14 protein-coding genes are annotated in these 12,979 nt (G+C 68.5%); 8 read left to right on the top strand and 6 right to left on the bottom strand.

Annotated features, from left to right (window positions below; genetic code table 11):
- The first annotated feature begins 130 nt into the window (after positions 1 to 130).
- Both ABIE41_RS22750 and ABIE41_RS22745 read left to right on the top strand, forming a co-directional pair.
- On the top strand, positions 131 to 355 hold the full coding sequence (locus ABIE41_RS22750; protein ID WP_069054291.1) for a putative signal transducing protein: 225 nt from the start codon (positions 131 to 133) through the stop codon (positions 353 to 355).
- The gene (locus tag ABIE41_RS22745) at positions 348 to 1,148 is read left to right on the top strand and encodes a tRNA1(Val) (adenine(37)-N6)-methyltransferase (protein WP_192642480.1); all 801 of its coding nucleotides are present in this window, start codon (positions 348 to 350) and stop codon (positions 1,146 to 1,148) included. Before ABIE41_RS22750 ends, ABIE41_RS22745 begins: the two co-directional genes overlap by 8 nt.
- On the opposite strand, the gene ABIE41_RS22740 is transcribed toward ABIE41_RS22745, so the two are convergent.
- Positions 1,142 to 1,459: a hypothetical protein gene (locus tag ABIE41_RS22740; protein WP_354193181.1), complete on the bottom strand. Its 318-nt coding sequence runs from the start codon at positions 1,457 to 1,459 to the stop codon at positions 1,142 to 1,144. The genes ABIE41_RS22745 and ABIE41_RS22740 overlap by 7 nt on opposite strands.
- Positions 1,460 to 1,618: 159 nt before the next feature.
- Entirely contained in the window at positions 1,619 to 1,906 is a 288-nt protein-coding gene (locus ABIE41_RS22735) for a hypothetical protein (RefSeq protein ID WP_354193179.1), read from the bottom strand.
- A gap of 236 nt (positions 1,907 to 2,142) precedes the next feature.
- Here ABIE41_RS22735 and ABIE41_RS22730 point away from each other — a divergent pair, with 236 nt between their 5' ends.
- The 3 genes from ABIE41_RS22730 (at position 2,143) to ABIE41_RS22720 (ending at position 5,720) form a co-directional block, all read left to right on the top strand.
- Positions 2,143 to 3,060, top strand: a complete 918-nt coding sequence (locus ABIE41_RS22730) for a glycine--tRNA ligase subunit alpha (RefSeq protein ID WP_192642920.1) — start codon at positions 2,143 to 2,145, stop codon at positions 3,058 to 3,060.
- A complete protein-coding gene (gene glyS, locus ABIE41_RS22725; RefSeq protein ID WP_192642478.1) occupies positions 3,060 to 5,198 on the top strand; it encodes a glycine--tRNA ligase subunit beta in 2,139 nt (712 codons plus the stop codon). The genes ABIE41_RS22730 and glyS overlap by 1 nt, the downstream gene beginning before the upstream one ends.
- A 360-nt stretch (positions 5,199 to 5,558) precedes the next feature.
- Positions 5,559 to 5,720, top strand: coding sequence for a Thivi_2564 family membrane protein (locus tag ABIE41_RS22720; protein WP_171905132.1), 162 nt, complete (start codon positions 5,559 to 5,561; stop codon positions 5,718 to 5,720).
- A gap of 55 nt (positions 5,721 to 5,775) precedes the next feature.
- On the opposite strand, the gene ABIE41_RS22715 is transcribed toward ABIE41_RS22720, so the two are convergent.
- Positions 5,776 to 7,134 (bottom strand): hypothetical protein, encoded by a 1,359-nt coding sequence (locus ABIE41_RS22715; protein ID WP_192642477.1) that lies wholly within the window; start codon positions 7,132 to 7,134, stop codon positions 5,776 to 5,778.
- Positions 7,135 to 7,353: 219 nt separating this feature from the next.
- Between ABIE41_RS22715 and ABIE41_RS22710 the strand changes: the two genes are divergently transcribed.
- From ABIE41_RS22710 to upp, 3 genes are all read left to right on the top strand, one after another.
- Positions 7,354 to 8,616, top strand: a complete 1,263-nt coding sequence (locus ABIE41_RS22710) for a GTP cyclohydrolase II (RefSeq protein ID WP_192642476.1) — start codon at positions 7,354 to 7,356, stop codon at positions 8,614 to 8,616.
- A gap of 8 nt (positions 8,617 to 8,624) precedes the next feature.
- Positions 8,625 to 9,842: a URC4/urg3 family protein gene (locus ABIE41_RS22705; protein WP_192642475.1), complete on the top strand. Its 1,218-nt coding sequence runs from the start codon at positions 8,625 to 8,627 to the stop codon at positions 9,840 to 9,842.
- Between the two features lie 193 nt (positions 9,843 to 10,035).
- Positions 10,036 to 10,677, top strand: a complete 642-nt coding sequence (upp, locus tag ABIE41_RS22700) for a uracil phosphoribosyltransferase (RefSeq protein WP_192642474.1) — start codon at positions 10,036 to 10,038, stop codon at positions 10,675 to 10,677.
- An 85-nt stretch (positions 10,678 to 10,762) separates the two neighbouring features.
- On the opposite strand, the gene ABIE41_RS22695 is transcribed toward upp, so the two are convergent.
- The 3 genes from ABIE41_RS22695 to ABIE41_RS22685 all read right to left on the bottom strand — a co-directional run bounded on the left by ABIE41_RS22695 (position 10,763) and on the right by ABIE41_RS22685 (position 12,951).
- A complete protein-coding gene (locus tag ABIE41_RS22695; protein ID WP_192642473.1) occupies positions 10,763 to 11,182 on the bottom strand; it encodes a DUF1236 domain-containing protein in 420 nt (139 codons plus the stop codon).
- Positions 11,183 to 11,351: 169 nt separating this feature from the next.
- Positions 11,352 to 11,780 (bottom strand): DUF1236 domain-containing protein, encoded by a 429-nt coding sequence (locus ABIE41_RS22690; protein ID WP_192642472.1) that lies wholly within the window; start codon positions 11,778 to 11,780, stop codon positions 11,352 to 11,354.
- A gap of 199 nt (positions 11,781 to 11,979) precedes the next feature.
- Complete coding sequence (locus tag ABIE41_RS22685; protein ID WP_192642471.1) at positions 11,980 to 12,951, bottom strand: tripartite tricarboxylate transporter substrate-binding protein; 972 nt, start codon at positions 12,949 to 12,951, stop codon at positions 11,980 to 11,982.
- Between the last annotated feature and the right edge of the window lie 28 nt (positions 12,952 to 12,979).

The raw sequence follows: 12,979 nt of genomic DNA, 5'->3' as shown, positions 1-12,979 counted from the left end.
GCGCCTGCAAGCCTTGCCACAACCGGCGCATGGGTGACCAGCCCTCGCGCGCCGGCAATGTCGCCGCAGGCTCGGGCATCGCAGCGAGACGGGGCTTGCGCCGGCGCCCGCGGACGGGCTCCATCGCGCGATGCATGAACTCGTCCGCACCAACGACATCGTCCTGCTCGGCGCCATCGAGGCGCTGCTGGCCTCGGCCAATCTCGACTGCCTGATCGCCGACCAGCACATCAGCGCGCTCGAAGGCATGATTGGCGCCTTCCCGCGCCGTCTGCTCGTGCGCGAGGCCGACCGCATGCGCGCCCGCGCCTTGCTGATCGACGCCGGCTTCGGCGGCGAGCTGCGTGATGGCTGAGGCGCTGCCCGGCCTCGGCGACATCGGCGAGGACCGGCTGCTCGACGGGCAGCTCGTCCTGCGCCAGCCGCGCAAGGGCCACCGCGCCGGTAGCGACGCCGTGTTGCTCGCCGCCTCGCTGCCGGATCTGGGGGAGGGGCCGCTGCTCGACATCGGCGCCGGCGTCGGCACGATCGGGCTGGCGGCCGCGCTCGCACAGCCGGCGCTGCGCGTGGTGCTGCTGGAGCGCGACCCGGAACTCGCCGGCCTCGCGACCGGCAATGCCGCGCTGAACGGCCTGGCGGAGCGCGTCGCGGTGGTGACGGGGGACATTGCCGGCCCCGCTGCGGCGCTGGGCGTCGCGCCAGGCAGCTTCGCCTGCGTCGCGATGAATCCGCCCTATTACCTGCCCCGGGCCAACCGGGCCTCGCCCATCCCCAACCGCCGGGCGGCCCATGTCGAGGAGGCCGGGCTGGAGTCCTGGCTGCGTGCGGCGCGGCGGCTGCTGAAACCGCGCGGGCGGCTACTGGTCGTCCACCGTGCCGAGGCCTTGCCGGAGTTGCTGGCCGGGCTCTCGACCGGCTTCGGCGCGGTCATGATCCGGCCCGTCCATGCGCTGGCGGACCAGCCGGCGATCCGCATCCTCGTCTCGGCGACGCTCGGCAGCAAAAAGCCGGCAGCACTGCTGCCGGCTCTGGTTCTGCACTGCCCCGAGGGTGGCTTCACCCCTGAGGCCGAAGCGCTGCATCGGGGGCGGGCCCGGCTGCCGATGGCGGAAGCTGGGATCACGCCGACGCAGCGGCCGCCTCAGTAGTAATAACGCGGCCCGTAGAAGGGCACGACCGGCGGCACGAAGACCGGCGGGGGCGGCGGGCCGTAGAAGCGCGGCGGGCCATAGTAGCGACGTGGGCCGTAGTAGCGCGGCGGCCCATAGTACCGGCGCGGGCCGTAATAGCGGCGCGGCGGGCCGTAATACTGCGCCTGGTCCAGCAGGCCGTCGGCAGGTTGCGTCGCCTGGGCGAGCGGCCCGGCGGCGACCGGCGCGGCCTGGGCGGGCGCTGCGGCGAGCGACAGGCCGCCGAGGCCGGCTGCCGTTGCGAGCGCGAAAAGCGTCTTGCGGATCATGATGAAAACCTCCTCGCTGCGACATCGGCGGGTCATGGGGAATCCCGCCATCCTCGAGCCGAATCTACGCGACATTTTCTGAACGGCGCGTCACCGCGCCGTTCAGCCTCGCTTCACAATGCGGCCGGAAGCGGGCGACGCTTCGGGCCGCGAGCCGCCTCAGCGGCAGACACGCACCGGGCGGATGACCCAGCGATAGCCATTCCAGACACGCCGGTCGACGAAGAAGCAGCGCGGGCGATAGACCGGGCGGCCATAGTAGCGGCGCGGGCCGTAATAGCGGCGCGGACCGTAATACTGCGCCTCCTGGACGAGGTCGCCGGCGGGCGCGGCCTGGGTGGCGCCGGCCGAAACCGGGGCGGCTGTCGCGGGCGCGATGGCGAGCGCCGAGGCGGCGAGGGTGACGGCGCCGAAAACGGCGGCGGCGATACGGTTGGACAGCATCATGGCACTCCTACTTCATAAGCCCGTCGATCCGACTCAAGCGCTCGCCCCGAACGCCGCGAATCCGGCGGATGATCGCGAGACTATCGCGCCGAGGATGAACGGAAGCTGTCCGGCTGCGGTTCCCTCTGCGGCTTGACCGAAAGCCCGGCCAGCCCCTAAGCACGGGCCATCCCGCCATCCGGAAGGCTTGCCCCTTGTCCGTCTCCGCTCCGCTTCCCGCCGCGGCCACGCCGGCCATGGACCCGACCCGCTCCTTCCAGGGGCTGCTGCTGACGCTGCAGCGCTTCTGGGCCGAGCGCGGCTGCGTCGTGCTCCAGCCCTACGACATGGAGGTCGGCGCCGGCACCTTCCACCCGGCGACGACGCTGCGCGCGCTCGGGCCCAAGTCCTGGAAGGCGGCCTATGTCCAGCCCTCGCGCCGGCCCAAGGACGGCCGCTACGGCGAAAACCCCAACCGGTTGCAGCACTACTACCAGTTCCAGGTCATCCTGAAGCCGTCGCCGCCGGATCTGCAGCAGCTCTATCTCGACTCGCTGCAGGCGATCGGCGTCGACCTCGCCCTGCATGACGTCCGCTTCGTCGAGGACGACTGGGAGAGCCCGACGCTGGGCGCCTGGGGGCTCGGCTGGGAGTGCTGGTGCGACGGGATGGAGGTCAGCCAGTTCACCTATTTCCAGCAGGTCGCGGGTGTCGAATGCGCGCCGGTGGCGGGCGAGCTAACCTATGGGCTCGAGCGTCTGGCGATGTATGTCCAGGGCGTCGAGAACGTCTACGACCTCAACTTCAATGGCGGCGAGGGCGAAGACCGCATCTCCTATGGCGACGTCTTCCTGCAGGCCGAGCAGGAGTTCTCGCGGCACAATTTCGAGCACGCCAACACCGAGATGCTGTTTCGCCACTTTACCGACGCCGAGGCCGAGTGCCAGGCGCTGCTGGCGGCGGGCGAGGCCGGCGAAAGCGCCAATGACAGCCGCCACCGGCTGGCGCTGCCAGCCTATGACCAGTGCATCAAGGCCAGCCACATGTTCAACCTGCTCGACGCCCGCGGCGTGATCTCGGTCACCGAGCGCCAGAGCTACATCCTGCGCGTGCGCGAACTCGCCAAGGCCTGCGGTGCCGCCTGGCTGAAGACGGCCGGCGGGGGAGCCAACTGATGCCTGATCTCCTGCTCGAACTCTTCTCCGAAGAGATCCCCGCCCGCATGCAGCGCAAGGCGGCCGAGGACCTGAAGAAGCTGGTCACGGACGCTCTGGTCGAGCGCGGGCTGGTCTATGAGGGCGCCAAGGCCTTCGCCACGCCGCGCCGGCTCGCTCTTCATGTCGCGGGCCTGCCCGTGCGCGGGCGCGACATCCGCGAGGAGCGCAAGGGTCCGCGGGTCGGCGCGCCCGATGCGGCCGTGCAGGGCTTCCTCAAGGCGGCGGGCATGGCTTCGCTCGACCAGGCGACCATCGTCAGCGACCCGAAGAAGGGCGACAGCTACATCGCCGTCATCGAGAAGCCGGGCCAGGAAACCGTCGCGGCGATTGCCGAGATCGTCCTTGGCGTGATCCGCAGCTTCCCCTGGCCGAAGTCGATGCGCTGGGGCAGGGCCTCGGCGGCCGGCGCCAGCCTGCGCTGGGTGCGCCCGCTGCATTCGATCCTCTGCACCTTCGGCGCCGAGACGGAAGAGCCCGAGGTCGTGTCCTTCGATGTCGACGGCATCGCCTCCGGCAACACCACCTATGGCCACCGCTTCCATGCGCCGGGCGCCATCGCCGTGCGCCGCTTCGACGATTACGTCGCTTCGCTGGAGCAGGCCAAGGTCGTGCTCGATGCCGACCGGCGCAAGGAGATCATCCTCGCCGACGCCAAGACGCTGGCTTTCGCGCAGGGCCTCGAACTGGTCGAGGACGAGGGGCTGCTGGAGGAGGTCGCAGGGCTGGTCGAATGGCCGGTCGTGCTGATGGGCGCCTTCGAGGAACGCTTCCTGGAGATCCCCGGCGAGGCGATCCGCGCCACCATCCGCGCCAACCAGAAGTGCTTCGTGCTGCGCGATCCCGCGACGGGCAACCTCGCCAACCGCTTCCTGCTGACCTCGAACCTGATGGCGAGCGATGGCGGGGCGGCGATCGTCGCCGGCAATGAGCGCGTCGTGCGCGCCCGACTCTCCGACGCCGCCTATTTCTTCGCGACCGACAAGGGCAATCTGCCCGACCTCGACACGTTCAAGGACAGCGCCGGCAAGCTTGGGCTCGACCTGTCGAAGCCGCTCGACCAGCGTATGGCCAAGCTCGACAAGCTCGGCGTCGTCTTCCACGCCAAGCTGGGTACCCAAGGCGAGCGCGTGCAGCGCATCGCGGCGCTGGCGCGCGAACTCGCTCCGATCGTCGGCGCCGATCCGGACCTCGCCGAGCGCGCGGCGAAGCTCGCCAAGGCCGACCTCCCGACCGAGATGGTGGGCGAGTTCCCCGAGCTGCAGGGCCTGATGGGCCGCAAATATGCGGAACTGCAGGGCGAGCACCCCTCGGTCTGCGCCGCGATCGAGGAGCACTACAAGCCGCTCGGCCCCTCCGACCGCGTCCCGACCGATCCGGTCTCGGTGGCGGTTGCGGTGGCTGACAAGCTCGACACGCTGGTCGGCTTCTGGGCCATCGACGAGAAGCCGACCGGCAGCAAGGATCCCTATGCGCTGCGGCGTGCGGCGCTCGGCGTGATCCGTTTGGTGGTTGAGAATGGTGTGCGGTTGGGAGTCGGTAAGGTTGCCGCGGACCCTGACCTCCTCTCCTTCTTCCACGATCGCCTGAAGGTCATGCTGCGCGACCAGGGTGCGCGGCATGATCTGGTCGATGCCGTGCTGGGCGAGGGCGCCTCTGGCAATGACGACCTCCTGCTCATCACCCGCCGCGTCGGCGCGCTCGGTCGCTTCCTCGAAACCGAGGACGGCAAGAGCCTGCTCGCTGGCTACAAGCGCGCCGCCAACATCCTCAAGGCCGAGGAGAAGAAGGACGGCGAGGGCGCCTTTGCGGGCGCCGCCGATCTCGGGCTGATCGCCCAGGCCGGGCTGATCGAGGAGAAGGGGCTGGCGGTCGCGCTCGCGCAGGCGACGCCGAAGGCCGAGGCCGCCGTCGCGGCGGAGGATTACGAGGGCGCGATGGCGGCGCTCGCCGATCTGCGGCCTGCGGTCGACGCCTTCTTCGACAAGGTCACCGTCAACGATCCCGACCCGGCGCTGCGCGCCAACCGCCTGCGGCTGCTCAATCAGCTGCGCGAAGCCACCCGCGCGGTTGCGGATTTCGGGCGGATTGCAGGGTAGTTCCACGTCATGGTCGGGCTTGACCCGACCATCTCGGAAACCAGCGTCCTCTCGTCCAGAGCTTCTCGGATCTGCGCTTCGCTGCGCCCGAGAATGACGAGTACTGCCGTCATGCTCGCCCTCGTGGTGAGCATCCACGGATCGCACCGCGCTCGACCAGGGAAGGCGTGGATGGTCGGGTCGAGCCCGACCATGACGGGAAGGCTCGCCGGCCTTAGCCCGCCCTTCGCCGGCAAAGCCCGCCGCTAGGGAACCTCTCCCGTCCAGCGACGTTCTGTCAGCGGATTGAGGTGCTGGCGAATGCGTCGCCACACCGGCTCCGGGGGGCCGGCTCACGGCCGAAGACCGAAGGTTCATTTCATGTCGATTCTGATTTCCCTGCTGATCACCGTTCTCGTCATCGGCCTCGTTCTCTATCTCGTGCGGATGCTGCCGCTCGACAGCCAGATCAAGAACGTCGTCCAGATCATCGTTATCGTGATCGGCATCATCTCGCTGCTGCGCTACCTCGCCGTATTCTGAGCAGGGGGGCCGCCGGAGGCTGGGCCCGACTTGGCCCGCCCACCGGTTGACACGATCAAGGGGTCCGAACGGGCCGCGGCGGAAGCTGCGGCCCGTTCGTCCGTTTCGGGACGGGGGGCGCGCCGCGAGGAACCGGAGGCAGCGGCCTTCCCTTCGGCACGGGTGGGGCCGGCCGGGCGGTGGGCACAGGTCCGTAGAAGGTCGTGATCACCTCGAGAATCCAGGTCGTGTTCACGTCATAGGCATAGGGTTGCTTGCGGTCGCGCCCGATGTAGTTGCGCAGCAGCTTCTCCGCGAAGAACAGGCGGCCTTCCAGTGTGTTGGCGACGATGTGGCCGTCGACCGCCTGTTTCCAGAGCGCTGCCACGCGCTTCTTGTGTTCGATTTTTTCGCTGACGTATTTCTGCGCGGCGGTTTCGTTGGCCACAAAGGCGGTCTGCTGCCCGAGCACCAACGCCCGGGCCCAGTTGCCCCGGTTCTGGATGAAGTCGCGGCCGCTGACGCGGTGCCTGCGGGCGTAGTCGTAGATCTCGATTCCCTGGACATTGACGCCGTGCATCATCAGCGTCTGCAGGAAGCTCATGAAATTCGCCTCGTCGGGCTGGTAGTGACCGCTGTCGTTGCAGACGGCCTTGATGATGCCCTGCTCGATGAGGATCGTGCCCGCGCACAGCACCGGATCGCCCGCCAGATAGGACGAGTGGTAGAAATTGCCGCCGCTGCCCGGGCCGGCGCTGGCTTCGCCGCAATGGTGGCGCGCCATGTAGAGGTCGCGGCCCATGCTCATCGCGAAGCCGCCCCACTGCGCCACATTGAAGACGGCCTTGTTCGAAGCGCTCGCCGATTCCGCCAGGACGAGCTTCATCTCCTTGGGCTGGTGCCGCTCCTGAGTGACCAGCCCGCCATCGGGCGTCGGCCGCGTCAGCTCGTGCCCCTTGCCGGGCCACATCCACATATAGGCCTTGCTGTTGCGGAAGCTGAGTTTGTATTTCTCGACCTCGGCGCGGGTCAGATAGGTCGCGAACTGGCCGACCAGATCGAGATGCTCGCCGTGATAGCTCAGCTTGCGGCCGAAATGGCGCTCCAGATACTCCGGCAGCGTGTTGATCGTGCAGGAGAGCGCCGCGGCGAGCGAATGGGCGGTGTATTTGTAGAGCTCGTAGATCGCCGGCTGCCGGCCCTTGTCCATGCCGGGCGTCTTGCGGTGCACCTTCAGCCAGTAATCCAGCGTGAAGAAGAGATCCGATTTCAGCTGGATCTTGGCGTAGGCTGACCGGTGCGGCCCGTATTCGCCCAGCAGCGCGTCGATGCGGGTCAGGATGGTGTCATCCTGCCGTCGGGCGAGGGCGACGCTGCTGTCCCTCTTCCACTGCTCGAGAGTAGGCGTCGACGTATATGCCTTCGCGCCGGCCATATCGCACTCCCCCCTGCCCAAATTACCTCTGCGGACACATGCCTCGATCTTGAACGATGTCCCCTCAGCTGTCGCTGAGTAAGGGCCCTGCGGCGGCTGTTGTCATCGTGCCAGTGCAGGTTGACCGGCTGCCCCTCTCGCGTGATAATACTCAATTGGGCGAGAGGTCCCAGGCAGCGAGCCTGGGACCTTTTGCTTTTGCAGGCTTCGGATCCGGCGATGAGCTCTCCCAACCGCACCACCCATACGAGGCTGACCTCCTATCCCGAGCCCGGCAGCGCGGCGACGCGCTTTCCCGTGCGCTGGGGGGCGCCGACTCCGGCCGAACGCGGCCCCATCATCGCCTCGACCACGACGCCGGCCGACCGCAACGTCATCGGCGCCCATGGCGGCTCCTATTCGGTCTATCGGGCGCTCGCGATCTCGGCGCGCGCCATGAACCCCTCGCAGCGCCCCGACCTGCACAACACCCACCCGACGGCCGAAATCCCGGAGCAGCCGCAATGGTTCCAGCCCGGGAAAATCGTCTCGATGGACCCGTTCGGCCATCGTGTCGCGCAGGATTTTGGCGGGCTGATCGGCGAGGGCATCGACATCCGGCCGACCATCGCCATCACCAAGGCCCGCCTCAACCTGCCGGAGATCCTGGCCGCGATGGGCGCGCATCGGCTGGCGCCCGATGAGCACATCCTCCACCGCTCGGGCGACATCAGCGTCACCAAGATCGCGATCGACCCGGTCTGGCACCTGCCCGGCATCGCCGAGCGCTTCGGCACGACCGAGGCCGAGCTGCGCCGCACGCTCTTCGAGCAGACCGGCGGCATGTATCCGGAACTGGTGACGCGGCCTGATCTGCGCGTCTTCCTGCCGCCGATCGGCTCGATTACGGCCTATGTCGTCGGCGAGGTCTCGGCCATCACCGATCCCAAGCGCCGCGTCGCCTGCCGCGTCCATGACGAGTGCAACGGCTCGGACGTGTTCGGCTCCGACATTTGCACCTGCCGGCCCTATCTCGTGCACGGCATCGAGGAGGCGGTGAGGGAGGCGCAAGGCGGCGGCGTCGGGCTGATCGTCTACAACCGCAAGGAAGGCCGCGCGCTCGGCGAGGTCACCAAGTTCCTCGTCTACAACGCCCGCAAGCGCCAGGAGGGCGGCGACAGCGCCGCAACCTATTTCGAGCGCACCGAATGCGTCGCCGGCGTGCAGGATGCCCGCTTCCAGCAGCTGATGCCCGACGTGCTGCACTGGCTGGGCGTCACCCGCATCGACCGGCTGATGTCGATGTCGAACATGAAATACGACGCGATGGTCGAGAGCGGCATCGAGATCGGCGAGCGCGTCGCCATTCCGCCCGAACTGATTCCACCCGATGCCTCGGTCGAGATCGAGGCCAAGAAGGCCGCCGGCTACTACTCCCCCGACGGCGCTCCCGGCGACAACGCGCTGAAGGCGACCGTCGGCCGCGACCTCGACAAGTTCTGAAAGCACCAATGCCCGATCGTGACCCGGAGGCGCTGCGCCTCCTGCTGAAGCCCGCCGCCATCCGGTCCCGCGCGCAGGAGATGCTGCGCCTCGGCCGTGCTGGCGACCTGCTGCATTTCACCGTCCATCCGGAGCGGCTGGAGGCCTGCGCCGATTATGTGCTCGAGACGATCTGGGCCAATTACCCGACGCTCGACATCCCGTTCCATGCCCGCTGGCGCCATTTCAACGTCGCCGGCATGGATCGCTGGGCCCTGCTCGACCGTGCCGCGCATTTCGTCGATGCACGCGAGCGCGGCCGCGCGGCCTATGATCTCGCCGTGGTCAGCGTGCTGCTGGACGCCGGCGCGGGGCCCGAATGGTCTTATCGCGACGCGGTCAGCGGCAAGCGCATTGCCCGCTCGGAAGGGCTGGCGCTGGCCTCCCTCGACATGTTCGCCGCCGGCCTGTTCTCCAGCGATCCGGCTCAGCCGCTGCGGGCGGATTCGACCGCGCTGAAGCGACTGGACCCGGCGGTTCTGGCGGCCGGATTCCAGTCTGCGCCCGGCAACGCCCTGCTGGCGGTCGAGGGGCGCGCCGCCCTGCTCAACCGCCTGGGCGAAGAGCTCGAGCGCCGCGGCCTGTCGCGGCCCGGCGACCTGTTCGACCGTTTCCTGTCGGCGGCCGAAACCGGCTCGCTGCGCGCCAGCCACATGCTGGGCGAGGTGCTGGCCACCTTCGGCGGCATCTGGCCCTCGCGCCTGACGCTCGCCGGCATCGCGCTGGGCGACACCTGGCGCCATCCTCTGATCGCGCAGGGCACCACCACGGCCGGGCTCGTGCCCTTCCACAAGCTCTCGCAATGGCTGACCTATTCGCTGATCGAGCCGCTGCAATGGGCGGGAATCGCCGTACTCGACGTCGACGAGTTGACGGGCCTGCCGGAATATCGCAATGGCGGGCTGCTGCTCGACATGGGTGTACTGGCCCTGAAGGACGAGGGCGAGGCGGCCCGCGCCCATGAGGCGGGCTCGACGCTGGTCGTCGAATGGCGCGCGCTCACGGTCGCTCTGCTCGACGAGATCGGCGCGCTGATCCGCCAGCGGCTTGGCCGTTCGCGCGAGGAGTTGCCGCTCGCCAAGGTGCTCGAGGGCGGAACCTGGGCCGCGGGCCGCCGCATCGCTGCCGAGAAGCGCCCCGGCGGCGGCCCGCCCTTGACGATCATCAGCGACGGCACGGTATTCTAGACGCGCGACGGATTTGCACTGAACCACGCCGTCATCCCGGACAAGCGGCGAAAGCCGCGCAGCTCCGGGATCCATCGGAGGGCTACGGAGCTCTACGATGGATCCCGGAGTTCCGCTTCGCTGCATCCGGGATGACGGCGCGTTTGATGGAGGCGCGAGCCTCCACGGCAATAGGAATGAGGGGCCTGAGAGAATGACCAAGCAGCAGGACGGGGTCACCGTCGTCGATCACCCGCTGGTGCAGCACAAGCTCACGCTGATGCGCCAGAAGGACCGCTCGACCAAGAGCTTCCGCCAGCTCCTTAACGAGATCGGCATGCTGCTCTGCTACGAGGTCACGCGCGACCTGCCGGTCGAGATGATCGAGATCGAGACGCCGCTGCAGACCTCGCTCCAGCCGGTAATCTCGGGCAAGAAGATGGTCTTCGCGCCGATCCTGCGCGCCGGCGTCGGCTTCCTCGACGGCATGCTGGAGCTCGTGCCGGCCGCCCGCGTCGCCCATATCGGGCTGTACCGCGACCCCGACACGCTCCAGGCGGTCGAGTATTACTTCAAGGCGCCGTCCGACATCGCCGACCGCATGATCGTGGTGATGGACCCGATGCTCGCCACCGCCAACTCCGCCGTCGCCGCCATCGATCGCCTCAAGGAGCGCGGCGCGAAGGATCTGCGCTTCGTCTGCCTGCTGGCGGCACCGGAAGGCATCGAGCGCCTGCGCGGCGCCCATCCGGAAGTCCGGATCTGGACGGCCGCGATCGACGAGAAGCTCAACGACCACGGCTATATCGTGCCGGGCTTGGGCGACGCCGGCGACCGCATGTTCGGCACGCGCTGACATCACTTTATATCCAACACGGAAAAGCCCGCCCCCTCGCAGGGGCGGGCTTCCTTTTGCGTCGGGCGAGATACCCGGCGCGGGATCAGTTGATGATCTGGACGATGCGGCGCGTGCGCGGCTCGACCACGACCGCACGGTCGTTGACGACGGTGTAGCGATAGCCCTTCGCGCCGTACTCGGTGGGAACCTCGCGGTAGACCACGCCCTGCTCGGGCAGCACGGTGCCGACGATGACCGGCTGCGTGTAGCTGTAGGAGGTCACGCCCTGGGTCATCACATAGCTGCGGAACCGGGCGGAATCGTCGATCATGGTGCCGCCGGCCGGATCGCGGGTCATCGGGGCCTGGACGGTCCCACCGACGCCGGCGCCAGCACCGACACCGAGCGCGGGGTCGCGGGTCGCACCGCCAGCCGGGTCGCGCACGGCCGGGCCGGTGCTCTGGGCGAAGACGGTGGCCGGCAGCACGGAGAGCGCGGCGACGAGGGCGAGCTTCTTGATCATGATGGGATGTCCCTGTTGTGGATGGTTGTCGAATTAACCTTTCGGGACCGTCGATGTTCCAGCGTCACCCGAGCCGCGAGCTCCTCGATGACCAACGGGAGATCACGAATGCGAAAGCCCGCCCCCTTGCGGGGGCGGGCCTGAATCATCGCTTGGGGCGACGCTGCGATCAGTTGATGATCTGGACGATGCGGCGCGTGCGCGGCTCGACCAGCACGGTGCGGCCGTTGACGACGGTGTAGCGATAGCCACCCTGCACGCCGTATTCCGCCGGAACCTCGCGATAGACCACGCCATCCTCCGGCAGCACGGCGCCGACGGCGACCTGCTCGCGATAGGTATAGGACGGCACGTCCTGCTCGACGACGTAGGTGCGGAACTTCGGGGTCGCGGCGTCGCCAATGATGGCGCCGACCACCGCGCCGCCGACACCGCCGACCGCCGCACCAACCGGGCCGCCGACGACGGCACCGCCGATCGCGCCCGAGGTCGCGCCGCTCAGCGCGCCACCGGTGGCGCCCGGCGAGGGTTGGTTCTGGGCGAAGGCCGTGGCCGGGATCGCGACGATCGCGGCGACGAGAGCAAGCTTCTTGATCATGGTGGTCTCCTTACGAAAAGGGATTTCGCCGAGACAACCAGCGGCACTGTGAAGGGTTCCGCGACGATCGGTCACGGTTTGTTGCCGACGGTGACAGAGGGGCGGTCCGTCGGAGATCTGCGGGCCCGAAACGCAGACGGCGGGCCAGGGGCCCGCCGTCACAGAGGCCCGCCGCGGAGGCGGGCGGAAGATTCGCAGCCTACTTGGGCGCGGCCTTCAGCGCCGGGTCCAGCTTGGCGGCGTCACGCTTGATCAGCGCGGCGAAACCATCCGGCGTGCGCTCGGCGGCAGTCGGCATCACGGTGCCCAGGTCGAGCAGGCGCTTCTTGGTGTTCTCGTCGTTCAGCGCCTTGTTCAGCGCGTCGACGAGGCGGTCGACGACCTCCTTCGGCGTGCCCTTCGGCGCGGCGATGCCGTTCCAGGCCTCGATCTGGTACTCGGGCAGGCCGGCTTCGGTGGTCGTGGGAACGTCCGGCAGGGCCGGCGAGCGCTGCGCCGAGGCAACCGCGAAGGCCTTGATCGTACCGGCCTTCACCTGCTCGGCGACCGAGACGATCTGGTCGCACATGAAGTCGATCTGGCCGGAGACGAGGTCGTTCAGCGCCGGGCCGGTGCCGCGATAGGCGACCGCGTTGAGCTTCGGCACGCCGAGCTGGCCCTTCAGCAGGGTGCAGGTCGTCCAGGAGACGGAGCCCAGGCCCGCATGGGCCTCGTTGAACTTGTCCGGATTGGCCTTCACCGCCGCGACGAAGGACTTCAGGTCCGTCGCCTCGATGTTCTTGCGCGCGACGATCAGGATCGGCGTGCCGCCGGCCAGGCCGATCGGCTGCATGCCGTTGATCGGGTCGTATTTCAGGCCGGGATAGGTCGCGGGCGCCGCTGAGAAGGTGCCGAGATGGCCCATCGCGATGGTGTAGCCGTCCGGCGCCGCGGTCAGCGCGCGGGTGATGCCGGTGGTGCCGCCGGCACCGGCGACGTTCTCGATCACGACCTGCTGGCCGAGCGTCTTGGACATGTTCTCGCCGACGAGACGCGCGATGATGTCCGTCGGGCCGCCGGCGGCGAAGGGCACGATCATCGTCACGGGCTTGGTCGGATAGGCCTGCGCCTGGGCGCCGACCGTCAGGGCGAGCGACAGGGCGGCCGCGAGGCCGAGTGCTGTTGTCTTCATGGGCGGGTCCTTCCTCATTATGGTTGCA

This window comes from Bosea sp. OAE506 (assembly GCF_040546595.1).
GTDB lineage: Bacteria > Pseudomonadota > Alphaproteobacteria > Rhizobiales > Beijerinckiaceae > Allobosea.
This window is presented reverse-complemented; position numbering and strand designations above follow the sequence as displayed.